At 32.7% G+C, this 24,469-nt stretch carries 26 protein-coding genes; 10 read left to right on the top strand and 16 right to left on the bottom strand.

Features of this window, described 5'->3' with window-relative positions; all coding sequences use genetic code 11:
- Nucleotide 1: 1 nt before the first annotated feature.
- The 6 genes from O9267_RS01470 to O9267_RS01445 all read right to left on the bottom strand — a co-directional run bounded on the left by O9267_RS01470 (nucleotide 2) and on the right by O9267_RS01445 (nucleotide 3,214).
- The gene (locus tag O9267_RS01470) at nucleotides 2-334 is read right to left on the bottom strand and encodes a type II toxin-antitoxin system RelE/ParE family toxin (RefSeq protein ID WP_298175371.1); all 333 of its coding nucleotides are present in this window, start codon (nucleotides 332-334) and stop codon (nucleotides 2-4) included.
- Nucleotides 307-474 carry a hypothetical protein gene (locus O9267_RS01465; RefSeq protein ID WP_298175370.1) on the bottom strand — a complete coding sequence of 56 codons (168 nt, stop codon included), beginning with the start codon at nucleotides 472-474 and terminating at the stop codon, nucleotides 307-309. The genes O9267_RS01470 and O9267_RS01465 overlap by 28 nt, the downstream gene beginning before the upstream one ends.
- 69 nt (nucleotides 475-543) lie before the next feature.
- The gene (gene truB, locus O9267_RS01460; protein ID WP_298175369.1) at nucleotides 544-1,236 is read right to left on the bottom strand and encodes a tRNA pseudouridine(55) synthase TruB; all 693 of its coding nucleotides are present in this window, start codon (nucleotides 1,234-1,236) and stop codon (nucleotides 544-546) included.
- A 3-nt stretch (nucleotides 1,237-1,239) separates the two neighbouring features.
- Entirely contained in the window at nucleotides 1,240-2,049 is an 810-nt protein-coding gene (locus O9267_RS01455) for an undecaprenyl-diphosphate phosphatase (RefSeq protein WP_298175368.1), read from the bottom strand.
- 2 nt (nucleotides 2,050-2,051) lie between these two features.
- On the bottom strand, nucleotides 2,052-2,294 hold the full coding sequence (locus tag O9267_RS01450; protein WP_298175367.1) for a DUF3098 domain-containing protein: 243 nt from the start codon (nucleotides 2,292-2,294) through the stop codon (nucleotides 2,052-2,054).
- A 44-nt stretch (nucleotides 2,295-2,338) separates the two neighbouring features.
- The gene (locus O9267_RS01445; protein ID WP_298175366.1) at nucleotides 2,339-3,214 is read right to left on the bottom strand and encodes a permease-like cell division protein FtsX; all 876 of its coding nucleotides are present in this window, start codon (nucleotides 3,212-3,214) and stop codon (nucleotides 2,339-2,341) included.
- A 316-nt stretch (nucleotides 3,215-3,530) separates the two neighbouring features.
- Here O9267_RS01445 and O9267_RS01440 point away from each other — a divergent pair, with 316 nt between their 5' ends.
- Together O9267_RS01440 and O9267_RS01435 are read left to right on the top strand one after the other, a co-directional pair.
- On the top strand, nucleotides 3,531-6,575 hold the full coding sequence (locus O9267_RS01440) for a class I tRNA ligase family protein (protein ID WP_298175365.1): 3,045 nt from the start codon (nucleotides 3,531-3,533) through the stop codon (nucleotides 6,573-6,575).
- A gap of 215 nt (nucleotides 6,576-6,790) precedes the next feature.
- Nucleotides 6,791-7,489: a zinc metallopeptidase gene (locus O9267_RS01435; RefSeq protein ID WP_298175364.1), complete on the top strand. Its 699-nt coding sequence runs from the start codon at nucleotides 6,791-6,793 to the stop codon at nucleotides 7,487-7,489.
- A gap of 78 nt (nucleotides 7,490-7,567) precedes the next feature.
- Here the strand turns inward: O9267_RS01435 and O9267_RS01430 are convergent, their stop codons facing one another.
- From O9267_RS01430 to O9267_RS01420, 3 genes are read right to left on the bottom strand one after another with little or no spacing between them, the layout of a single operon-like run.
- A complete protein-coding gene (locus O9267_RS01430) occupies nucleotides 7,568-9,733 on the bottom strand; it encodes a M12 family metallo-peptidase (protein ID WP_298175363.1) in 2,166 nt (721 codons plus the stop codon).
- Between the two features lie 37 nt (nucleotides 9,734-9,770).
- Nucleotides 9,771-10,130: a YraN family protein gene (locus O9267_RS01425; protein ID WP_298175362.1), complete on the bottom strand. Its 360-nt coding sequence runs from the start codon at nucleotides 10,128-10,130 to the stop codon at nucleotides 9,771-9,773.
- A gap of 41 nt (nucleotides 10,131-10,171) precedes the next feature.
- Entirely contained in the window at nucleotides 10,172-11,131 is a 960-nt protein-coding gene (locus O9267_RS01420) for an LD-carboxypeptidase (RefSeq protein WP_298175361.1), read from the bottom strand.
- Between the two features lie 90 nt (nucleotides 11,132-11,221).
- Between O9267_RS01420 and metG the strand changes: the two genes are divergently transcribed.
- The 5 genes from metG (at nucleotide 11,222) to O9267_RS01395 (ending at nucleotide 16,310) form a co-directional block, all read left to right on the top strand.
- The gene (gene metG, locus O9267_RS01415; protein WP_298175360.1) at nucleotides 11,222-13,282 is read left to right on the top strand and encodes a methionine--tRNA ligase; all 2,061 of its coding nucleotides are present in this window, start codon (nucleotides 11,222-11,224) and stop codon (nucleotides 13,280-13,282) included.
- Nucleotides 13,283-13,404: 122 nt separating this feature from the next.
- Nucleotides 13,405-14,094, top strand: coding sequence for an HAD family hydrolase (locus tag O9267_RS01410; RefSeq protein WP_298175359.1), 690 nt, complete (start codon nucleotides 13,405-13,407; stop codon nucleotides 14,092-14,094).
- A 56-nt stretch (nucleotides 14,095-14,150) separates the two neighbouring features.
- Nucleotides 14,151-14,774, top strand: coding sequence for a chloramphenicol acetyltransferase (locus O9267_RS01405; RefSeq protein ID WP_298175358.1), 624 nt, complete (start codon nucleotides 14,151-14,153; stop codon nucleotides 14,772-14,774).
- A complete protein-coding gene (locus O9267_RS01400; protein WP_298175357.1) occupies nucleotides 14,775-15,677 on the top strand; it encodes a histone deacetylase in 903 nt (300 codons plus the stop codon).
- Between the two features lie 114 nt (nucleotides 15,678-15,791).
- Entirely contained in the window at nucleotides 15,792-16,310 is a 519-nt protein-coding gene (locus O9267_RS01395; RefSeq protein ID WP_298175356.1) for a ferritin, read from the top strand.
- A gap of 242 nt (nucleotides 16,311-16,552) precedes the next feature.
- Here the strand turns inward: O9267_RS01395 and O9267_RS01385 are convergent, their stop codons facing one another.
- The 4 genes from O9267_RS01385 to ssb (O9267_RS01370) all read right to left on the bottom strand — a co-directional run bounded on the left by O9267_RS01385 (nucleotide 16,553) and on the right by ssb (O9267_RS01370) (nucleotide 18,413).
- Nucleotides 16,553-17,050, bottom strand: a complete 498-nt coding sequence (locus O9267_RS01385) for a hypothetical protein (protein WP_298175354.1) — start codon at nucleotides 17,048-17,050, stop codon at nucleotides 16,553-16,555.
- Between the two features lie 177 nt (nucleotides 17,051-17,227).
- Nucleotides 17,228-17,656, bottom strand: coding sequence for an HRDC domain-containing protein (locus tag O9267_RS01380; protein ID WP_298175353.1), 429 nt, complete (start codon nucleotides 17,654-17,656; stop codon nucleotides 17,228-17,230).
- 23 nt (nucleotides 17,657-17,679) lie between these two features.
- On the bottom strand, nucleotides 17,680-18,012 hold the full coding sequence (ssb, locus tag O9267_RS01375; RefSeq protein WP_298175352.1) for a single-stranded DNA-binding protein: 333 nt from the start codon (nucleotides 18,010-18,012) through the stop codon (nucleotides 17,680-17,682).
- A gap of 77 nt (nucleotides 18,013-18,089) precedes the next feature.
- Nucleotides 18,090-18,413, bottom strand: coding sequence for a single-stranded DNA-binding protein (ssb, locus tag O9267_RS01370; protein WP_298175351.1), 324 nt, complete (start codon nucleotides 18,411-18,413; stop codon nucleotides 18,090-18,092).
- A gap of 391 nt (nucleotides 18,414-18,804) precedes the next feature.
- Here ssb (O9267_RS01370) and O9267_RS01365 point away from each other — a divergent pair, with 391 nt between their 5' ends.
- The 3 genes from O9267_RS01365 to O9267_RS01355 are packed head-to-tail and all read left to right on the top strand — an operon-like array spanning nucleotide 18,805 to nucleotide 22,720.
- A complete protein-coding gene (locus O9267_RS01365) occupies nucleotides 18,805-19,155 on the top strand; it encodes a hypothetical protein (RefSeq protein WP_298175350.1) in 351 nt (116 codons plus the stop codon).
- A 49-nt stretch (nucleotides 19,156-19,204) separates the two neighbouring features.
- Entirely contained in the window at nucleotides 19,205-21,583 is a 2,379-nt protein-coding gene (locus O9267_RS01360; protein WP_298175349.1) for a M20/M25/M40 family metallo-hydrolase, read from the top strand.
- Nucleotides 21,584-21,616: 33 nt separating this feature from the next.
- Nucleotides 21,617-22,720 (top strand): agmatine deiminase family protein, encoded by a 1,104-nt coding sequence (locus O9267_RS01355; RefSeq protein ID WP_366521965.1) that lies wholly within the window; start codon nucleotides 21,617-21,619, stop codon nucleotides 22,718-22,720.
- Here the strand turns inward: O9267_RS01355 and O9267_RS01350 are convergent.
- The 3 genes from O9267_RS01350 to O9267_RS01340 form a co-directional block, all read right to left on the bottom strand.
- Complete coding sequence (locus O9267_RS01350; RefSeq protein WP_298175347.1) at nucleotides 22,717-23,883, bottom strand: iron-containing alcohol dehydrogenase; 1,167 nt, start codon at nucleotides 23,881-23,883, stop codon at nucleotides 22,717-22,719. The two genes, O9267_RS01355 and O9267_RS01350, sit on opposite strands and share 4 nt — an antisense overlap.
- Before the next feature lie 62 nt (nucleotides 23,884-23,945).
- Nucleotides 23,946-24,275, bottom strand: a complete 330-nt coding sequence (locus tag O9267_RS01345) for a hypothetical protein (protein WP_298175346.1) — start codon at nucleotides 24,273-24,275, stop codon at nucleotides 23,946-23,948.
- Entirely contained in the window at nucleotides 24,263-24,463 is a 201-nt protein-coding gene (locus O9267_RS01340; RefSeq protein ID WP_298175345.1) for a hypothetical protein, read from the bottom strand. The genes O9267_RS01345 and O9267_RS01340 overlap by 13 nt, the downstream gene beginning before the upstream one ends.
- Nucleotides 24,464-24,469: the final 6 nt, after the last annotated feature.

Genomic DNA, 24,469 nt, shown 5'->3' with positions numbered 1-24,469 from the left:
TTTAAACTTTTACTTTTCTAACTGTTTTGATTGTTTTAGGAGAACGACTTCCATGAAAAGCTCTTAAGACTTCTATTTTATGTGCTCTAATTCTGTAGATAATTAGATAGGATCCAAGAATAATATTTCTGTAAATTTTGGTTTTAGTTTCTAAATGGCGATATTCTGGATGAAGAAGATATTCTGTTTCAAGTTTTTCGACTTCAAATAATATTGTATCAAAAAAGGAATCAGCTAATCTAGTGCCAAAAGTCGCTTCTCCATATTCATATATGTCTTGAATATCAGAATAATAAAATTTTGACTTTAGGACTTCTTTCTTTCCGCTCTCCATTTATTAAAACGCTTTTTAAATTCTGAAATAGACATAAATTCTCCTTCTTCTGCTTCTTTAATCAAAGAAACAAATTCATCTTGAGACATTGGTTTGCCTGGAGTTGCAAGATTTTTGGTTTTTTTATTAGAAGTTTTCATAGTCAAAGAATTTGAAAGAGTAGTAAAAGTAAGAAATAAATGAATTGAAAAACAAACGTTTATAAAATTTTAACCTAAAGTCTTTTCAAATTCTTCAGGTAAAATTCCATTTTCAACTGAATAATCTCCAATTTTTGTTCTTCGTAGAGCGGTTAAATGTGCACCAGAATTTAAAGCAATTCCGAAATCGTAAGCTAATGAACGAATATAAGTTCCTTTGCTGCATTTTACTCTAAAATCAATTTCTGGCAATTGAATTCTTGTGATTTCAAAATCGTGAATTGTAGTTTTTCTGAAAGCAATTTCGATTTCTTCACCTGCACGAGCGTGTTCATACAATCGTTTTCCGTCTTTTTTTATGGCAGAAAAAACGGGTGGTTTTTGATCGATTTCCCCAATAAATTGTTGGGTTGTTTCTAGAATTAACGCTTCAGTAATATGTTCTGTTGGAAAAGTTGCATTGACTTCGGTTTCCAAATCATAACTTGGTGTTGTAGCTCCAACGGTAATTGTTCCAGTATATTCTTTAGCTTGAGCCTGAATTTCTGTGATTTTTTTGGTAAATTTTCCTGTACAAATTATCAGTAAACCAGTTGCTAATGGATCAAGAGTTCCAGCATGACCGATTTTGAATTTTTTAGGCAAATCAAATTTTCTTTTCAGAATATATTTCAACTTATTCACCGCTTGAAACGAACTCCAAGTCAGTGGTTTATCAATCAAAATAATTTGACCTTCAAGAAAATCTTCGGGTGTTTTCAAATCTTATTTGTTTAAAGAAAAATAAGCCAAAAGGATAATTCCAGCTACAATTCGGTAATAACCCCAAGGTTTAAAACCATATTTTTTGATAATTCCAATAAAGAATTTAATGGCAATAACGGCAACGACAAAAGCGACAATATTTCCAATAAAAAATAGTTTCAAATTATCACTTGATTGCGTCAAAAGTTCGTAGCCTTTTAGCTGAGAAACCTCATAAGTTTTTAAAAATAACGAATAAGTTGTAACCGCTAACATAGTTGGAACTGCAAGAAAAAACGAAAATTCTGCAGCTGTTTCACGAGTCAAACCCTGTTGCATTCCGCCAATTATAGAAGCAGCCGAACGACTTGTTCCTGGCATCATGGCCAAACATTGCCAAAAACCAATAGTTACCGCTTTTTTTATCGTAATATCTTCTTCATTTGCAACAGTTGGATTGTGAAATCTTCCATCAATAAATAACAAAACTATTCCGCCAAGAATCAACACAATCGCAATAGGAATAGGATTTCCAAGAATTGCATCGATTTTATCATCAAATATTTTTCCTAAAACTAATGCTGGAATTACAGCGCAAGCCAATTTGATATAAAAGTTAATTTTAGAAAAATCGAAAAACTTTTTCCAATACAAAACAACCACTGCCAAAATAGCACCAAACTGAATTGAAACTTGAAATAATTTTACAAAATCATCTTCTTGAATACCAAAAAAAGAACTGGTAAAAATCATGTGAGCAGTTGAAGAAACAGGTAAATATTCGGTTAGACCTTCAACAATTGCAATAAGTATTGCCTGTAAATAATCCATTTTTATTTTTTAGGATTTTTAAAAATCGAGTAAATAGTAATTCCAAAGCCTATTAACACAACTGTTGGCGCTAATCGAATTCTTCTAAAACTAAAAATTTCGTCATTCCACACTTTTGGATCATCGCTTCCGCCACCAGACATTAGTATAAATCCTAATGCTATAACTGCAATACCAATAAGAAGAATTTTATAATTTACTTTATCAAAAAGAAAATCTGATTTATGTTGTTCGTCGTTTTTCATTTGTGTTTTTTATAATTCAAAAATCGTTAATCAGCAATCTTACGTTAATAAAGATCATCCGTTCTCAAGTTCAAAAATCGTTGTGTTGCAAAGTAAGTGCTTATCCAAGTAATTAAAATTCCTATTACCAAAACACCAACCAAAACCAAAACGGTAAGTTCAATATCTTTGAAAATATCCAACGCTGGGAAATTGGTTTCTACATAAACGAGCACTCCAACAATTGCCAAAATCGCCAAAACAGAACCAATTAAACCTAGCAAAATACTTCTTCTCACAAATGGTTTTCTAATAAACGCTTTGGTGGCACCAACCATTTGCATCGTTTTTATAATAAATCTATTGGCATAAATGGAAAGTCGCAACGAGCTATTAATCAACAAGAATGCTATTATTGCAAAAACACCGCTGATAATTAAAACCCACATAGTTATTTTCTTTATGTTATCATTTACCAACGTAATCAGTTGTTTATCATATACAATATCGGCCACCATCGGATTTTTTCTAATAAGATTTTCAACTTTCGAAAAACCTGGATTGGTAACATAATTTGCTTTTAGGTGGATATCATACGAATTCTGCAACGGATTAACACCTAAAAACTGCATAAAATCCTCTCCAAAAACCTCTTTGTGTTGCTTTGCCGCATCGTCTTTTGATACATATTTATAGCTTTTAGCAAATTTTGCCGCTTTAATTTCTGTTTCAAAAGCATTAAAAATACTATCAGTAGCTTCATTCTTAAAGAAAACTGTCATGGCAATATCTTCTTTAAAATTATCCGATAAACGTTTCGAATTAATAATGAAAAGTCCCAATAATCCTAGCAAAAACAATACAAGAAAAACACTCAAAACCACCGAAAAATACGATGAAATCAACCTGCGTTTCTGAAATTTATCAAATGATGATGCCATATAATTAATTTTAAGGTGTAAAAATAATAAAGAATTTCTTTATTCAAATGCTAATAACGTTTAAAGTTTTCATTTTAGTACATTAACCTTTGTTTTCGGCTAAATTATCGTAAACATTAACCTTCGATTAACTTTTGATTTAAAGAAGCCGCTCAAAAAACAAAGCAATAACTTACAAAAAGAACATAAAAATTCACTTTCGTTCAAGCTTTTAACTTTCATATTTAAAACGTAAATTTGTGCCTTAATTTTTTTGATTAGAGGTTTATTAAGAAACAATTTTAAACTTTTAAACTCCTAAACTTTTAAACTTTTTATGAAATATTTCCACGAACAAATCGAAGCCAAATGGCAAAAATACTGGGCAGAAAACCAAACTTTTGCTGCATCAAATAACAGCGAAAAGCCAAAATATTATGTTTTGGACATGTTTCCTTATCCATCAGGTGCAGGATTACACGTTGGGCATCCGCTAGGTTATATTGCTTCCGATATTGTAGCTAGATTTAAACGTCACAAAGGTTTTAATGTTTTGCATCCGCAAGGTTATGATTCGTTTGGTTTACCAGCCGAACAATATGCTATTCAAACGGGTCAACATCCTGATACAACAACCAAAGAAAACATTGCTCGTTACCGTGAACAATTAGACAAAATCGGATTTTCATTCGATTGGAGTAGAGAAGTGCGCACTTCAAATGCCGATTATTACAAACACACACAATGGATTTTCATTCAATTGTTCAATTCGTGGTACAATAATGATACTGATAAAGCAGAAGATATTACAACTTTAATTTCCATTTTTGAAAATGAAGGAAATGCTTCAGTAAATGCAGTTTGTGATGATAACATCGCACCATTTTCAGTATCAGAATGGAATGCTTTTTCAACAGAAGAACAACAAAAAATACTTCTACAATATAGATTAACATATTTGGCAGAAACCGAAGTAAACTGGTGTCCAGCATTAGGAACAGTTTTGGCAAATGACGAAATCGTAAATGGTGTTTCAGAACGTGGTGGTCATCCAGTTATTCGTAAAAAAATGACTCAATGGTCAATGCGAATTTCTGCTTATGCCGAAAGATTATTGCAAGGTTTAGACACAATAGATTGGAGCGAATCGATAAAAGAATCTCAGAGAAACTGGATTGGAAAATCGGTTGGAGCTTCGGTAGATTTCAAATTGAAAGATTCAGATAAATTAATTTCTGTTTTCACAACAAGACCTGATACTATTTTCGGAGTTACGTTTATGACTTTGGCGCCAGAACACGAATTGGTTTCACAAATCACAACGCCAGAACAAAAAGCGGCGGTTGAGGCTTATGTTGAAGCTACTGCAAAACGTTCCGAAAGAGAAAGAATGGCGGATGTAAAAACCATTTCGGGAGTTTTCACTGGTGCGTTTGCCGAACATCCATTTACCAAAGAACCAATTCCGGTTTGGATTGGCGATTACGTTTTGGCAGGATACGGAACAGGCGCAGTTATGGCGGTTCCATGTGGTGACGAACGTGATTATGCTTTCGCGAATTTCTTCAAAGGAACTCACGGAATGCCTGAAATTAAAAACATTTTCAATCAAGATATTTCTGAAGCCGCTTATGGTGAAAAAGGTGGTTTCGAATTAGTAAATTCTGATTTCTTAAACGGATTGGGTTACAAAGACGGAACGAAAAAAATCATCGAAGAATTAGAAAAAATTGGACAAGGAAAAGGAAAAACCAATTATCGTTTGCGTGATGCTGTTTTTTCTCGTCAAAGATATTGGGGTGAACCGTTTCCAGTATATTATGTGAATGGATTGCCACAAATGATTGATGCCAAACATTTACCAATTGTACTACCAGAAGTAGAAAAATATTTGCCAACCGAAGACGGACAACCGCCATTAGGAAACGCAACAATTTGGGCTTGGGATAGTGTGAATTGTTCAGTAGTCAGTAATCAGTTGATTGATAATGTGACTATTTTTCCTTTAGAATTGAATACTATGCCAGGTTGGGCAGGAAGTTCGTGGTATTGGATGCGTTATATGGATGCACACAACGAAAACGAATTTGCTTCAGCAGACGCACTAAAATATTGGGAAAACGTAGATTTATACATCGGCGGAAGCGAACACGCAACCGGACATTTATTATATTCTCGTTTTTGGAATAAATTTCTGAAAGACAGAGGTTACGTACCAACAGAAGAACCATTCAAGAAGTTGATTAATCAAGGGATGATTTTGGGAATGAGTGCTTTTGTGTATAGAGTATATTGCCATACAAGTAGTATAAAAAAACAAACGGCGAATTATACAGATAATACTGTTAGAGGAATATTTTCATCAAACATTTTAGTTTCAAAAAAAGTTGCTTCTGAACTTGAAAAAGTTGGAATTAATGGATTTGAAATGGAAACTGATTTATATTCAAAAATACAAGAATTATTGATTGAACAAATTAGGCTTGCTAATTTAAATTTTGTTGATAATGAGACTAAATATGGTGAAGAGATTTCGTCCTTTTTAACAACACCAATCCACGTTGATTTATCTTGTATCAACGATATTACTAACGAATTAGACATTGAAGCTTTCAAAAATCATCAATTATATTCTGATTATAAAGATGCAGAATTCATTTTAGAAGATGGAAAATACATCGTGGGTCGCGAAGTAGAAAAAATGTCAAAATCGAAATACAACGTTGTCAATCCAGATGATATTTGTAATGATTATGGTGCTGATACATTGCGTTTGTATGAAATGTTTTTAGGACCATTGGAACAAGCAAAACCTTGGAATACTGCTGGAATTACAGGAGTTTCAGGTTTCTTGAAAAAATTATGGCGTTTGTATTTTGACGACAACTCAGGTTTGAACATAACCAACGACGAACCAACTGCCGATATGTACAAATCATTACACAAAACCATCAAAAAAGTGACCGAAGACATTGAGAATTTCTCTTTCAACACATCGGTTTCACAGTTTATGATTTGTGTAAACGAATTGGCACAAATGAAATGCCATCATAGAGCTATTCTAGAACCATTGGCAATTGTAATTTCTCCGTATGCACCACATATTGCCGAAGAATTATGGTCGCAATTAGGGCACGAAGGTTCAATCTCAACAGTTGATTTTCCAATTTGTGAAGAAAAATATTTGGTAGAATCTGAAAAAGAATATCCAGTTTCGTTCAATGGAAAAATGCGTTTCACCATCAAATTACCTTTAGATTTAACCGTTTCGCAAATTCAAGAAATTGTAATGGCAGACGAAAGAACCATAAAACAATTAGACGGAAGAACACCAAACAAAGTAATCATCGTTCCAGGAAAAGTGATTAATTTGGTAGGATAGATTTTGTCATTCTGAACTTATTTTAGAATCTCTTTTATTGCCACAGATTCACAGATTTTGAAAATTCATCTGTGAATCTGTGGTTTTTTTAGAACTATTTTGTAACATTTTTCAATTTCTGCGTATAATAATAGAAATGTCAACTTGTCATTTTTAAGATTTGGCGTGTAATTTGATATTCGTTTAGTAACTTTAAATAATTAAAACTAAAAATTATGTTTGGATATTATATTATAATTGGTGCAATCGCACTATTCAGTTGGATGGTAAGTGCTCGATTGAAGAGTAAATTTGCTGAATACTCTAAAATCAGTTTGCGAAACGGAATGTCGGGAGCAGAAATTGCTGAAAAAATGCTGCAAGACAATGGAATTTATGATGTGAAAGTTATTTCTACACCAGGACAATTAACCGATCATTACAACCCAATGGACAAAACCGTTAATCTTTCGGAAGCTGTTTACAACCAAAGAAATGCTGCCGCTGCCGCAGTTGCTGCTCATGAATGCGGGCATGCTGTTCAACACGCGCAAGCTTATCAATGGTTGACTATGCGTTCTAAAATGGTACCAATTGTAAATGTATCATCTACCATGTCACAATGGTTAATAATGGGTGGATTAATACTAGGAATTGCTTCAAAAGGAACATCAATTGGTCTATATGTTGCCGTTGCAGGTTTAGTTTTGATGGCTATTGCAACAACTTTTAGTTTCATCACTTTGCCAGTAGAATATGATGCAAGTAATCGTGCATTAGCTTGGTTAAAAAACAAAAACATGTTAAGCCAAGAAGAATATGCTGGAGCAGAAGATTCACTAAAATGGGCAGCAAGAACGTATGTTGTAGCTGCTTTAGGCGCGTTAGCTTCACTATTATATTGGGCTTTTCAAATATTAGGAAGAAGAGAATAATAAAATCATTTTTTCATAAAAACAAAAATCCGTTCACAACTGCGAACGGATTTTTTTATGAATTTATATTCGATTTTCTTATTGTTTTACAATTCTGAAATTAACTTCTTTATCATCAAATTTTAATTTGAAGAAGTAAGTTCCATTTGCAAAAGAAGCTAAGTTAACATTCAAATTGCTTTGATTTGGTTTTTGTTCCAATAATAATTGTCCAGTAATGCTGTAAACTGCCAATTCAGAAACATTGTCTTTAGAAGTAATAGTCACAATTCCATTAGTTGGATTTGGAGCGTACGTAAAATCTATACCATGAAATTCGCTTGTTGCTAAATTTGGAATACATGAAGTTGTTGCTTTCCAACCAGAATCGACAACACCACCATCAGAATAAAATTTCATGGTTAATGCTCCATTAGCTGCCGTAGAAGTAAATGGTCCAGGAATTGTTGTTCCAGTATAACCATCAACGTTAAAACTTGGTGAAGCCGTTGTACTTCCATTGTAAACATAAATGTAATCGTAATCTTGTTCCAAAGAGAATTCATTGAAAGTTAATTTTACTTTGTTATTGGCAACATTCGGAATCATCGTTCTGTAAATTGTTTGGTAATCTTCATAATTACCATTTGCGCCACCTGTATCATAAAAAACGACGCTACTACAATAATTTGCACCTGTAGCAAACATTATTTTTCTTGATGAACCAGTCAAACCATTTGTGCAATTTGGTCTAACCGCAGCTACATAATAAGTGTTGTTAGTAAGTCCAGATTGAGAAAAACTTGGAGTTGTAACCGTTGACCAGCTTGTTGGAGTTGAAGTAAAAGGATAAATAGCTACTTGCCAGTTAGTGGCTGAACCAGCTTCAGTCCAGCTTATAGTAGCCGAATTACTTGTAACAGTTCCAATATTTACTGCCGAAACGGTGTTGATACATGTGTTAACACAATCAGTACTCAGACAGGCACCACCATTTATTTTACTCAAAATTAAAGCTTTTGGTTGAGGTCCAAAACCATTGCTTAGGTTAACACCAACCCAACTCAATAAATGGCAGTAACTCATAATGGTTCCTGATTCAGGAATTTCAGCTTCGTCACAATTTCCTTCAAAATAACCTTGCGATTGTCCGCAACCATCAATTGCAGTATCATTACCATTCCAATGACAACCGTGTGTATGAGGCGAACCTAATAGATGACCATATTCATGAGCAATAACATTTACAGTCCATGAATAAGTTGGAACCGTATTATAAGATAGATTTACATCTGAATAACTAAAATTACTTTCGGTACAAATTCCGTTTGTTCCAATAGCAACGCCACCTAATCCGCCGCCATCAATTCCTAATAATTGTCCAACATCACCATTAAAAACGGGTCTAACTTCGTTGAATTTGTACAAATAATCAGCAGAACTTGTACCAATTCCATCATAAGGATCAAGAGTTGTCCAGATATAGGTAGATTTTAAAGAAATTGTAATTCCATCGTTGTTGTATAAAGTTTGTAAGTTATTGAATAATGATGTCATCCAATTGGTTGTAGTTGTTGTACTACTATTGTTTGAAGTATAAATGTCATTATCAATTTCAAAATACATTGTTACACATTTTGTGCTTTCTGGTGATTGTGTGTTTTTGTTTAAAGTTTCACCAGTTGAAGGAATATCTTTTGTTCCACATTTGAAATCATTGAAAACCTTCATTTCGGCATCAGAATAAATGATATAATCAGTTGTGTTATTTTTTTTATCTAATTTTCCAATTACCAAGTTGCTATAAATTCTATTAGAAATAATGGCGTTTAATTCATCTTTAAAAAAGTTGAAAGAAACCAATGAATTCATATCGTTTTTGACAATTCCTCTGTAATAAACACCAGGCTCGTAGGCAATGTTTTTAGATTTATCAGTATCAAGTTGAAAGTCTTCTGCAAAAATAGTTACTTTATATAATTGCACTTCAATGGAAGCGTTTTGATACGGAATTTCAATTTCTAAATACTCGTATTTATTTTGAACAATGTCGTTTACAACACTATTTTTAATTTTTGCAAATGTTGCTGTTTCAACTACTTTTTCAGTTTCTTTGTTTGCAATGGAATTATCTTGATCTAAAACAGAAAAATGTTTAAAGTTTGCGTTTTGCGAGATAAGTTGAGAAACCTTCTCAGCAACTTTTCCTTGTCCAAAAGTTGTTAGACAAAAAAACAAGCCAATTAGTAGTGTAATTTTTTTCATATCAGTAGGTTATAATTTTTCAAAAGTAAGCAATTTTTTAAAAATGAAAGAAAGCTTCTTCAATATGATCCAGTTTATATTCTTTGTCTTCTTTATAAATAGCAATAATATCAAAGCGAACTTCTACATCTAAATCGTTCGAAATCACATATTCGTTGATAGCTTTAACCAAAAGTTGAATTTTTTTTGGTTTGACGAAATCTTGTGGTAATCCAAACTCAATTGACGAACGCGTTTTGACTTCTACAACAGCAAGAATATTTTCTTTTTGAGCAATAATGTCTATTTCGGCTTTTTGGAAAGTCCAATTTGTTTCGAGAATTTCATAGCCATTTTGTTGTAGAAATTCTACAGCTAATTCTTCTCCAAATTTTCCAAGTTCGTTGTGTTCTGCCATTTTTTTAGTATTCAGTCGCAGTTACCAGTCGCAGTGTTCGGTTATTCAAAGATAACTTTACTTTCCAAATCATTTGCTTCAACAGAAACTTGTTTTCCAAAAATTAAGGCACGATTATCGGCTAAATGACCCGCTGGAAAATTATAAATTACCGGAATATTGTAGTTTTTGGTAACATCATCAATAATTTGAAGCGCATCTTTTCCCCAAGGAATGTCGTTGTCTTTCATTTTGGTCATGCCGCCAACAATGATGCCTTTTAAACTCTCAAGACAACCATTGCGTTTTAGGTTCATCATCATTCTATCAATATGGTATAAATATTCATCTAAATCTTCTATAAAAAGAATTTTATCTGAACAATCAATGGCCGATGGCGAACCAAATAAACTGTATAAAATAGACAAATTTCCACCAACTAATTCGCCTTTTGCAGTTCCAAGGCGGTTCATGTTTTCACATGGAACGGTATATTCAAGATGTTCACCAAACAAAGCTTTTCGCAAACTTTCTTTTGCTTCTTCAGATGCTTTTGTGCTAACAGGCATAATTCCGTGAATAGATTGATATCCCATAGTGTTCAAATGGCTGTGTAAAACCGTAACATCGCTAAAACCAATAATCCACTTTGGGTTTTGCTTGAATTTTGTGAAATCTAATAAATCAATCATTCTAACTGTTCCATAACCACCGCGAACACACCAAATAGCTTTGATGTTAGGATTGTCTAACTGCTCTTGAAAATCGGCTGCGCGTTGTTCATCAGTTCCAGCCAATTGGTCTTTGTCTAAACCTATTGTTGAACCAACAACTACTTCTAAACCCCAATTTTTCAACCATGAAATGGCTGGTTTTAGATTGTCTTCAATGTTTTTACGAGCTGTTGCTACAATAGCAACGGTATCGCCTTTTTTTAAATTAGGTGGAAATATCATCTTTTTTTGAGCTTGAAGGTTTATTGAGAAAATAAAAATTAGAATATAGAATGTAAATTTCTTCATTTTTGTTTTTAAAACTGAACTACAAATATATAAATTAAGTTGAATTGAAATCTATTGCTTATTTTTGCAATATATATACCGAATTTTATCATGTTAGAAAATCCAAAAAGATATACCATAACGGCAGCATTGCCTTATACCAACGGACCAATTCACATCGGGCATTTAGCCGGAGTTTATGTTCCATCAGATATTTACGCTCGCTATTTGAGATTGCAAGGAAAAGATGTTGCGTTTATTTGCGGAAGCGATGAACATGGTGTTGCCATATCAATGAAAGCCAAAAAAGAAGGCATTACACCACAACAAGTTATTGATAAATACGACGGAATTATTCGCCAATCGTTTCTTGATTTTGGAATTTCATTTGACAATTATTCAAGAACATCGTCTAAAATTCATCATGATACGGCTTCTGAGTTTTTTAGAAAATTGTATGATAACGGCGATTTTATTGAAGAAGTTACCGAGCAATTGTATGATGCTAAAGCCGACCAGTTTTTGGCCGACCGATTTGTAATTGGAACTTGCCCGAAATGCGGCAACGAAGAAGCTTATGGCGATCAATGCGAAAAATGTGGTTCTACACTAAACGCAACTGATTTAATCAATCCGAAATCGACTATAACTGGTGAAACTCCAATTTTGAAATCGACAAAACACTGGTTTTTACCTCTAGACAGATATGACGATTTCTTGAAAGAATGGATTTTGGTTGGTCACGCCAAAGATTGGAAAACTAATGTTCTTGGACAAGTAAAATCTTGGTTGGATGACGGATTAAAACCTCGTGCTGTAACGCGTGATTTAGATTGGGGAATTGACGTTCCGGTTGAAGGTGCCGAAGGAAAAAAATTATATGTTTGGTTTGATGCACCAATTGGTTACATTTCGTCAACCAAAGAATGGGCAGCTCGTGAAGGAAAAGATTGGGAACCATATTGGAAAGATGCTGATACAAAATTGGTTCACTTTATTGGAAAAGACAATATTGTGTTCCATTGCATAATTTTTCCTGCGATGTTGAAAGCTGAAGGAAGTTTCATTTTGCCAGATAATGTTCCTGCAAATGAGTTTTTGAATTTGGAAGGAAACAAACTTTCGACTTCTAAAAACTGGGCGGTTTGGTTGCATGAATATTTATTGGATTTTCCAGACAAACAAGATTCTTTGCGTTATGCCTTAACATCAAACGCTCCAGAAACTAAAGATAACGACTTTACTTGGAAAGATTTTCAGGCAAGAAATAATAATGAATTGGCTTCTATTTTAGGAAATTTCATTAATCGTGTAGTTGTTTTGACTAACAAATATTACGACGGAATTGTTCCTTCGCCAAATGATTTTACAGAAGTTGACGTACAAACTTTAGCTGAATTAAAAGCATATCCAGCAGTAATTTCTTCTTCAATCGAAAGATTCAGATTCAGAGAAGCACAAGGTGAATTGATGAATGTTGCGCGTTTAGGAAATAAATATTTAGCCGACGAAGAACCATGGAAAATGGTAAAAGAAAATCCTGAACGAGTAAAAACTCAAATGTATGTAGCATTGCAAATTGCAGCTGCGTTAAGAGTTTTATCTGAACCTTTCTTGCCATTTACAGCTTGCAAATTATCAGGAATTTTAAAAACCGATTTGAATTTGAGTTGGAAAGATGTATCTGGACGAACTGATTTAATTCCGGCTGGGCATCAAATTGGTCAAGCTGAAATTTTATTTGCTCAAATAGAAGATGCAGAAATTCAAAAACAAATTGACAAACTAGAAGCTACGAAAGTTGCCAATAAAGCAGAAAACAAAGTGATTGAACCTCAAAAAGAAACATCAACTTTTGAAGATTTTTCGAAATTAGATTTGAGAGTCGGAACCATTCTAGAAGCCGAAAAAATGCCAAAAGCCAACAAATTATTAGTTTTAAAAGTTGATACTGGAATTGATGTAAGAACAATAGTTTCGGGAATTGCAGAACATTTTTCGCCAGAAGAAGTGGTTGGAAAACGCGTAACGGTTTTAGTAAACTTAGCACCAAGAGCATTACGTGGAGTAGAAAGCCAAGGAATGATTTTGATGACCAACAATGCCGACGGAAAATTGGTTTTTGTAAATCCAGATGCTGATGGAGTTGAAAATGGAGCGTTGATTAGTTAAAGTATACTATAAATGAATTTATAATGAAACTTCTAAATGCTGAAGTTTTATTTACTCATCGAAGTTTACTTTGAAACCGAATTGATGAATTAGGAAGATGAATATGCAATAAAAATTAAAAAATGAACCTAAAAGTTATAGCTTTCGACGCAGACGACACTTTGTTTGTAAACGAACCTTATTTTCAAGAAACCGAGCATAAATTTTGCGAGTTGATGAGTGATTATCTGTCGCAACAAGGGTTGTCTCAAGAATTATTTCGTGTAGAAATCCAGAATTTAGAATTGTATGGTTACGGAATTAAAGGCTACATCTTATCAATGATTGAAGCCGCAATGAGTATATCAAATAACACAATTTCTATTGAAACTATTGCAAAAATTATAGAATACGGAAAAGAGTTACTTCAAAAACCTATTGAATTATTAGACGGTGTTGAAGAAACATTATCGCAACTCCACGGAAAATATAAGTTGGTTGTAGCAACCAAAGGTGATTTGTTAGATCAAAGACGAAAACTACATAATTCTGGTTTGGGACATTATTTTCATCATATTGAAGTAATGAGTGACAAAAAAGAAAAGGATTATCAAGATTTATTAAAGCGTTTAGAAATAAATTCAGATGAATTTTTCATGATTGGAAACTCTTTAAAATCAGATGTTTTGCCAGTTTTAGAAATTGGCGGACATGCCGTTCATATTCCGTTTCATACCACTTGGGAACACGAAAAAGTGAGTCATAAAGTAGAACATCCCAACTTCAAATCATTAGAAAAAATTACTGACGTTTTACCAATTCTTTTAAAATAAACTTCTAATTTGTGTAATTTTTGCACTTTTAAATTCGTGAAATTCGTGTCCAATAAATGAAACAAAAACTTAATCTCGAAATCTGGAACCGAAAAGAACATTTTCTATTTTTCAAACAAATGGAAGAACCTTTTTTTGGTGTAACCATAACTGTTGATTGCACTAAAGCTTATGAAAAAGCTAAAGAGCTTGGCGTTTCATTTTTTACCTATTACATACATAAAACATTGGTCGCTGTAAATTCCATTGAACCTTTTCGTTATCGAATTTTGAATGATGAGGTTTATATTTTTGATAGAATTGATGTTTCTTCAACTATTTTGCGAGAAGATAAAACCTTTGGATTTTCGCAAATAAAATATTCTGAACATTTAAATGAATTTGCTGAAAACACAAAAAATGAAATCGCAAGAATCCAAACTACAACTGGACTTTTCACAAGAGAATATTCTGAAAATTTAATTCATTTTTCGGCATTGCCTTGGATTAATTTTACTTCATTTTCGCACGCTCGAAGTTTTACTTGGCCAGATAGTTGTCCGAAAATATCCTTTGGTAAAATGATAGATGAGAATGGCAAAAAAACCATGTCAATGTCCATTCACGTGCATCACGGGTTGATGGATGGTTATCATGTTGGAGAATTTGTAGATTTATTTCAAAATTTATTGAATCAATAAATGATTCCGATAGCGTATCATCCAATTTATAAACATCCCTTACCAGATGGTCATCGTTTTCCCATGCAAAAATATGAATTGTTACCGCAACAATTACTTCATGAAGGAACTGCTGAACATTCTTATTTTTTTGAACCTGATAGTATAGATTTATCTTTCGTAACAAGAGTTCATACTGAAAAATATTTAAACGATTTATTACAATTAACATTAGATGCAAAAGCAGCACGTAAAATTGGTTTTCCTCTATCAGCGGAACTAGTTGAGCGTGAATTACGAATTGCAAACGGCACATTGATTGGTTGTAAAAAAGCTCTTGAGCATAAAGTAGCTTTTAATATTGCTGGCGGAACACACCATGCTTTTACAGGTCACGGCGAAGCTTTTTGTCTGCTAAACGATCAAGCTATTGCTGCTCAGTATTTGCTAGATTATCAATTGGCAACTAAAATTTTAATACTAGATTTAGATGTTCACCAAGGAAATGGTACAGCAGAAATTTTTAGAAATAACACCAACGTTTATACAGTTTCCGTTCACGGAAAGACCAATTATCCTTTTAAAAAAGAAGTTTCTGATTTAGATATCGCTCTTGATGATGGAACAACTGACAGTGCGTTTATTTCAATCATTGACGATTTGATTCCTGAATTAATTGAACAGATTAAACCCGATTTTATATTTTATTTAGCGGGTGTTGATATTTTAGAATCAGATAAATTGGGAAAATTATCTTGTACTCTAGAAGGTTCTAAAAAGAGAGATGAAATTGTTTTTAAAAACTGTAAAAAATATTCTATTCCGGTTCAAGTGAGTATGGGTGGCGGTTATTCAGAAAGTATTAAAACAATTATTGATGCACACGCAAATACATTTAGAGTTGCAAAAAATATTTTTACTTGATTGGCTATAAAACGATTTGAATTTTTACTTAGACTAATTTTAAAAAATAACTTTAACTTTTTTTCAAGATTGAATAATTCAATAAATTTGTACTTTTATAAAAAAAAATAAATTATGTTATCTAAAAATATAGAAACTGCATTAAATAATCAAATTAGAATTGAAGCGGAATCGTCTCAAACCTATTTGTCAATGGCTTGTTGGGCAGAAATTCAAGGACTTGAAGGAGTTGCTCAATTTATGTATAATCAGTCAGATGAAGAACGTCAGCATATGTTAAAGTTAATAAAATATGTTAACGAACGTGGAGGCCATTCAATTGTTACAGATTTGAAAGCTCCTAAAACAAGCTTTGGAAATTTTAAAGAAATGTTTGAAGAATTATATAAACATGAGCTTTTTGTTTCTGATTCAATCAATAAATTAGTGCATATAACGTTTGAAGAAAAGGATTATGCAACACATAATTTTTTGCAATGGTACGTAGCAGAACAAATTGAAGAAGAAGCACAGGCAAAAACCATTTTAGACAAAATTAATCTAATTGGTGAGGATCGTGGTGGTTTGTATTTATTTGATAGAGATATACAAATTCTTTCCGTAACAAGTGCTGCAACCTCTACAACTAAATAATTTTATTTTTATTTAGAATTTATAAAAATAACATTACTTTTGTAGTGTTATTTTATATTGATAGACTTGAGTAAACAGGAAAAACATATAGACAAAAAACAAAAAAAGAACGATTTAATTAAAAAATTAAAGGTTTCTAACAAATGCAAATCTTCTTGTTGTGAGAAATATATTAAGAGTGAAAAAAAACGTTGTAAAAAATGTCCAATGTTTGATTTGATTAAAAAAATTAAAAAAGTAGCTTAGAAAAAATAAGACCAATTTTCACCATCGCTTATTACAATAATTGTTTTTAATAATCCATTTGATGGTAATGTTAAAAAAGAAGTTGTAGTTCCTGGACAAAGCGGACAAGTTGCATCTTTTGAATCTTTAGCAAAAAACTTGCCGCCAAAACTATACAAAACTGCATTTTCAGATGATGAAATATTTCTCAACATATAAATCCTTCCGGGAACATTTACCGCATTGGGCAAAATAAACTCAACATTTCCAGATGTTGGAGAAAGTGAAATATACACGCCGTCATCGATTAATCTTGCCGAACCAGATGGTCCACCATTGAAAACTGCCGAACCTAAAACATTGGTATTTACAATTCCGATCTCTTTTACATTCAAATTTCCATTGATGTCCAACGTACTCAATGGAGTTGAAGTGTTAATTCCAACTTGAGAAAACCCAAATTGAAAATAACAACTGAAAGCAACAATTAAAAGGAATGATTTTGAATTAAACATTAAAAGCGTTATTTATAATAAAGGTATGAAAAATAAACACACTTGCTAATTTGAATTGACACGAAATCGTTTTCGTGTTAAAAAGTTTTTGACATTGTAAGGATGTACTTTTTTGAAAAATAAAAAAGCGACAGAATGTTACTTCTATCGCTTTTCATAAGTAAAGTTACAATTGTTCTAAAAAGCATTCAACAATGAAATAATGTCGTCGCCATAATTTAATGTTCTGCTTTCTCCAAAACTTTTCACTTTTTTAAGTTCGTCCAAATTCTGTGGTTTCTCTTTTGCAATTGAAATTAAATGTGAATTGTGGCAAATTCTAAAAGCCGACCAACCTAATTTTTGAGCTAAATCATTGCGCCATTGTTTTAAGGCAGTGAAGATTTCTTTCTCATTTTCGTTAAGTTCGATAACTTCTTTTTGAGTTGAATTTGCGTTTTTGGGTTCATAAAAAACTACCGCTGACCAAAAATCTACCGTTCCAGTGGTTACAAAATTTGTGGAAGTGAGTTTTACTTCAACCGAATCTAGAAACGTATTCATTTTGCTCTGATCATTTTGACAGTTTTCCTTATCCAATCGAATATTAAATACTTTGATGTTCATTGTGACACTTTTTTTTCGTTAGACTATTTTCCTAAAAGCAACAACTCGGTCGCAACAATTTCTGTTATATAACGTTTGTTTCCTTCTTTGTCGTCATAACTTCTGTGCGTTAGTTTTCCTTCGATAGCGATTTCTTTACCTTTTATAACGTACTTATCTATTAAGTCTGCTAGTTTTCCCCATGCGGTAATTCGATGCCATTCGGTGTTTTCAACTTTTTCGCCTTTGTTGTTAGTGTAATTTTCATTGGTAGCCAACGTGATGTTTGCTAACTTCTTTCCACCTTCAAAAGTTTTGATTTCAGGTTCTTGTCCTACGTGTCCGATTAATTGTACTTTGTTTTTTAATGCATTCATGGCGTGTAAAATTTAAAATTGTTTTTGTTATGTAAATATTGATTCTTTGATTTTGCAATTGCAATTGGTATTGAAAACTATTTTCCCATCAAAACTAGTTCGTTGGCAACTACTTCTGTGATGTAGCGTTTGTTTCCGTCTTTGTCGTCGTAACTTCTGTGGGTTAGCTTACCTTCTATGGCAATTTCTTTACCTTTGGTTACATATTTTTCGATAATGTCGGCTGTTTTTCCCCAAGCACTTACTCGGTGCCATTCGGTTTTTTCGGCTTTATCACCGTTTTCTTTGTAATAAACTTCGCTTGTTGCAATAGTAATGCAGGCAAGTTTTCTTCCACCTTCAAATGTTTTGATTTCTGGTTCTTGACCTACGTTTCCGATTAATTGTACTTTGTTTCTCATGGCGTGTAAAAATTTAAATTGTTTTTAATATTATTTTGTCTAGATTGAATTTTTTGACATTGCTATTGAAATTGAATTTTGCAATTGTACTTTTCTCATTTCCGACGATGCAAAGTTGTGGTGACTTGCAAATTTTATTCGGTAGATAACCATTTAATTTCGGTTGTAAATGTTTGTAAACGTTTGTAAACGGAAAATAATTTGTATATTTGTTTGATTTTTAAAGAATTGAGGTTTGCAAATTGTTGTTATATTTTTTTAGAAATTTTGAAGAAATACAAAAGACAAAACCCATCTAGCCCTGATTGCAGTGGCACGAAGTAGAACGGAAAGCAGGAATAAGGAAACCAAAAATGCCCGAGCCATTCGCTCCTTAAAAACATTTAGAACTATGAACAAAAACTGTTTAGAATGTGATGAAAAAATTGTAGGTCGTGAGGACAAAAAGTTCTGTAGCGATGGTTGTCGCAATGCTTACAATAATAAAATGAACAAGGATAGTAATAATTACATGCGTAATGTAAATAATAAATTGCGTAAAAATTACCGTATTTTGTCAGACGCAAATCCGGATGGGAAATCGAAAATTACCAAAACTAAATTGCTAAGCAAAGGTTTTGATTTTGAGTATTTTACCAATATGTTGACTACAAATACAGGTAATACTTATCATTTTGTTTATGATCAAGGTTATCGTTTTTTGGAAAATGATTATTATATGTTGGTTAAAAAAGAATATTAAAAAGTACGACGTTCGATATACGAAGTACGAAATAAAAGGTTTACGATAAATGAGAAAAAATTACTCAATTCAGTCTATGTTGGTGCTTTTGGCACTTTTGTTTGGTGTTTTTTACTTCATAATGCCTCAGGATTATGATAAGACAGATGCGCCACTTTCGGAGTTTTCTACCAAAAGAGCTTTGGCAAAAGTGAAGCAAATGACTAAAGAACCGCATTATGTTGGTTCCAAAAATCATGAAGTTGTCGTTCAATATTTGGTAAACGAATTGGAAGATTTAGGTTTGCAAACTAGCCTTCAAGAAGGTTTTACCATGACTGAAAAAGGAACGTTGGTTTATTCTAAAAACATTTTGGCAAGAATAAAAAGCACTTCGACTGCGCTCAGTGAGACAAAAAATACAAAAGCATTGTTGTTGCTTTCGCATTATGATTCGGCGCCGCATTCTTTTTCTAAAGGTGCAAGCGATGATGCTTCTGGTGTTGCTACAATTTTGGAAAGTGTTCGTGCTTTTTTGCATAACAAAACCAGGCATAAAAACGATATAATCATCTTATTTTCTGATGCAGAAGAATTAGGATTGAACGGTGCAGCACTTTTTGTTACCAAACATAAATGGGCAAAAGAAGTGGGTTTGGTGTTAAATTTTGAAGCGCGTGGTTCGGGCGGACCAAGTTATATGCTGATGGAAACCAACCAAGGAAATGCCAAAATGGTGGATGCTTTTAGCAATGGAAATGTTGCTTATCCAGCTTCTAATTCGTTGATGTATAGCATTTATAAAATGTTGCCCAATGACACCGATTTGACTGTTTTTAGAGAAAGCGGAAAAATTCAAGGGTATAATTTTGCTTTTATTGACGACCATTTTGACTACCATACTTCGCAGGATACTTATGAGAATTTGAATCCAAAAACCTTGGCACATCAAGGAACGTATTTATTTCCTTTACTTAATTATTTTTCAAATGCAGATTTGACTAATTTGAATTCGGGTGAAGACAAAGTATATTTCAACATTCCATTTACATTTGTTAACTATCCGTTTTCATGGATTTTTCCAATGTTGATTATTGGATTTTTGTTGTTTTTTGGAGCAGTATTTATCGGATTAGGCAAACAAGTTTTGCGAATAGATTTGATTATTAAAGGATTTTTACCTTTTCTAGCAACACTTGTTGTAGCTGGCGGCATCACTTTTTTTGGATGGAAAATGTTACTTTCTATTTATCCACAATACAATGATATTTTACACGGATTCACCTATAACGGTCACGATTATATTTATGGATTTGTGAGTTTGACTTTGGCAATTTGTTTCTTTTTTTATAAAAATAACGGAAAAATAAATCCAGAAATAAACCAAATGATTTCACCAATGTTGATTTGGTTGGTGATTAATACGTTAATTGCAATCAACCTAAAAGGTGCTGGATTCTTGTTAATTCCAGTAATTTCAAGTTTGATAATGTTGCTTTATTTTGTGCTTACGCAAAAGTCGAGTTGGTTGTTAAATCTCGTTTTGGCAATTCCGACTGTAGCAATTTTAGCACCATTTATTCAGATGTTTCCTGTTGGATTGGGATTGAAAATTTTAGTTGGTAGTGCTGTTTTGACGGTTTTAAGTTTTACATTATTATTACCAATTTTTGGAACTGTTACAAACAAAAATCGATGGTCAATGTTGTTTTTACTTCTTTCAATTGGGTTGTTTGTAAAAGCGCATCAATCATCTGGATATGTTTATGGAAAAGCAAAACCGAATAGTTTGGTTTATGTTTTGAACGCAGATACAAACAAAGCAAATTGGGCAACCTACGACACCAATTTAGATGAATGGACAAAAGGATATTTAGGCGAAAAGCCAAAAGATGCTAAACCATTAAACACTAATAAATTGTACAGTAAATACGGTTCGGAATTTACTTTTATGGCTGATGCTGAAATTAAAAACGTAGCAAAACCGACTATAGAATTTCTAAAAGATTCAACAATCGGAAGCCGACGTTATTTGAAAATTATGATTACTCCAAATAGAAAAGTAAATCGTTACGACATATTTTCTAATTCTGAAATTTCTAATTTGAAAGCCAATGGTGTAAAATCGATTGATTTAGAAAGTAAAATTTCTGGAAAAGTTGGCAATAAAATTTTGAGCTATTATCTGGTAGATAATATGCCACTTGAACTGCAATTTTCTGTTTCTAGTTCAGAAAAATTAGACATGAATTTGGTTGAAAGTTCTTTCGATTTAATGATAAATCCATTGTTTAGCATGGCAAAAAGACGAGATTGGATGATTCCGACGCCTTTTGTTTTGACTGATGCTGTAGTAATTGAGCAAAAAGTTAAACCTTCTCCAAAACCTAATTTGGTTTGGAGAAAAATGGAAAATGGAATAACAACTACAGTAAATGTAAATAATTAAAAAAACTAAACTAGTTCCTAAACTATGAAAAAAATGATTTTTATAAACTTGATACTTTTAATTTGTATGATTTCATGTCAGAACAATAATAGCGACGAAAATGCTTCTGATGAGATTTTATATACAATGCCTGAAGAATCTGAAGCTCATGAAGGGACATGGTTACAATGGCCTCATCATTATCAATATGGTTTGACTTATCGAAATGAGATTGATCCAACTTGGGTTACTATGACAAAGGCATTGGTAACAAGTGAAAAAGTTCATATTATAGCTTATAACGAAACCGAAAAAACTAGAATAATTGCTTTGCTAACAGCGGCAAATGTTTCTTTAACAAATATTGATTTTAAAATATATCAAACTGACGATGTTTGGGTTAGAGATAATGGACCAATTTATGTTCGCGATAAAAATGGAAATTTAGTAATTGAAGATTGGGGTTTTAATGGTTGGGGAGAAAAAGCTGATTTTGAAAAGTGTGATTTGATTCCTGCTAAGATTGGTGTTGACCAAAGAAGAACGGTAATAAATTTGAACAACGAAATGGTAAACGAAGGTGGTGCAGTAGAAATTGACGGAAATGGAACCTTACTGGCAACAAAAAGTGCAATTTTGAACACAAATAGAAATCCTGGATTGTCGCAAGCTGATGCCGAAGCTATTTTTAAAACATATCTTGGCGTCACAAATGTTATTTGGCTTGATGGTGTTGCAGGATTAGAAATTACAGATATGCATATTGACGGTTTTGCTCGTTTTGGAAATACAACAACTATTGTAACTATGAATCAAGCTAACTTGCTCGAATGGGATGTACCGCAAACTGACATCAATAAATTATATGCTGCAAAAAACAAAAACGGAACAACCTACAGTTTTGTATACTTACCATTGACACAAAACGATGTTGTTAAAAATGATGGAACAAATCTAGGTTATAAAGGTTCGTATGTAAATTATTATATAGCCAATAGCAAAGTGCTGGTGCCAAATTACAATGATGCAAATGATGCAGTTGCAAATCAAATAATTCAAAATCTTTATCCAACCAGAACAGTTGTTGGAATAGATGTTAGAAATTTATATGCTAATGGCGGAATGATTCATTGTGTTACGCAGCAGCAACCGCTCTAATAACTCATTTCCACAATTTCTCGTACTTTTTCTAAAGTGATATTTTGTTTTTCGCCTAAACCATTCCAACCTCTTTCTTCAAAACGATTTACAATAAAATCGGCTGTTTTTTCAATGTTTTCGGCATTTTCAGAGATTTTGGTTTTCATTCCCATTATGTGGAAAAATTCTATTGTTTTTTCAATAGCTTGATGTGCCGTTTCATCGACTGTATTTCTTGAAATATTCCAAACTCTTTCGCCGTATTGTGCTAGTTTGTCTTTTTTGGTTTCAAACATTACTTTATATAAATTTGGACCGATAATCGCCAATGTTCTGGCGTGATCAATTTCGTATAAAGCCGTTAATTCGTGACCAATCATGTGTGTTGCCCAATCAGAAGGAACACCTTTTTGAATCAAACCATTCAACGCCATTGTGGCGCACCAAACAAAATTAGAAGCCAATTTGTAATCACTTGGATTTTCGACTACACTTGGACCAACTTCGATTAAAGTTTTCAAAATGCTTTCGGCAAATCTATCTTGTAAAAGTGCATCGTGTTGATAGGTTAGATATTGTTCCATAACGTGTGTAAAGGCATCAACAACACCATTTTGCAATTGTCTTTTTGGTAACGAAGTAATTACGGTTGGATCAACAATTGAAAATTTTGGAAACAATGCGCTTCCGCCAAGTGTAAGTTTTTCTTGTGTTGCTTCTATAGTTACAACAGCACCCGAATTCATTTCGGAACCTGTTGCAGGCAAAGTTAAAACCGTTCCAAATGGAACAACGGCGTTAGTATCTTTAAACAAAATTCTTTTTCTAAGAATGTCTTCTTCATTTCCATCAAAATTGACAGCAGCCGAAATAAATTTCACGCCATCAATCACACTTCCGCCACCAACTGCAAGTATAAAATCGATTTTTTGGTCGCGAATAATTTGAACCGCTTTCATCAAAGTTTCAAATCTTGGATTGGGTTCAATGCCACCAAATTCGACAATTTCAAAACCTTTTAAAGCGTTTTTAACTTGCTCATAAATACCGTTTTTGAAAATACTTCCGCCACCAAAAGCCATAAGCACTTTGCTGTTAGCAGGAACAAGTTCAGAAAGTTTTGCGATTTGGTCTTTACCAAAAATATAGTTTACAGGATTGTATAATTCGAAGTTAAGCATAGTAATTTGTATTTAGATTACAAAGTTACAAAATGCTTGATGGAACAAGTGGTAAAGGAATGTTAAGGATTTAAAAAAGTTACTATTTCTGTATGATTATTTGAAATATACGATACTAAATATTGATTTTCTTCTTTTTCAAAAAAGACAAACCAAGTTGTCCGAGAATTACTTTTGTAAAAAATATAATTTGAACCTAAATGATTCAGAGATAAAGGAGCTATTTTTGATGGAAAAGTTGCAATGTTTTGTTCAATAAAGTTGATTATGTTGTCTTTGTATTCAATTGCATTTTCTATATAGCTGAAATAATCTTCTTTGTAAAGTATATAAATTAATTCGTTTATGTAAAATTCGACATCGAGCTTATAGAAAATTTTTATTTTTTCCATTCTAAAGATTTTAAAAACGTTGTGGTACGTTTTTTCAATTCATCAGCAGATATGGCAGTTTCTAATTCCTTTTTAAAGTCAAATGAATGTTGTTGTTTTCTGTAGTTATCAAGTTGATTAATAACAGTTTTGTCTTCAACAGAAGTCAACCATTTTATTAATTCTAATTTTTTTGCAGCAACACTCATACTTTT

Origin of the sequence: Flavobacterium sp., assembly GCF_027531705.1 — a bacterium.
GTDB lineage: Bacteria > Bacteroidota > Bacteroidia > Flavobacteriales > Flavobacteriaceae > Flavobacterium.
This window is presented reverse-complemented; position numbering and strand designations above follow the sequence as displayed.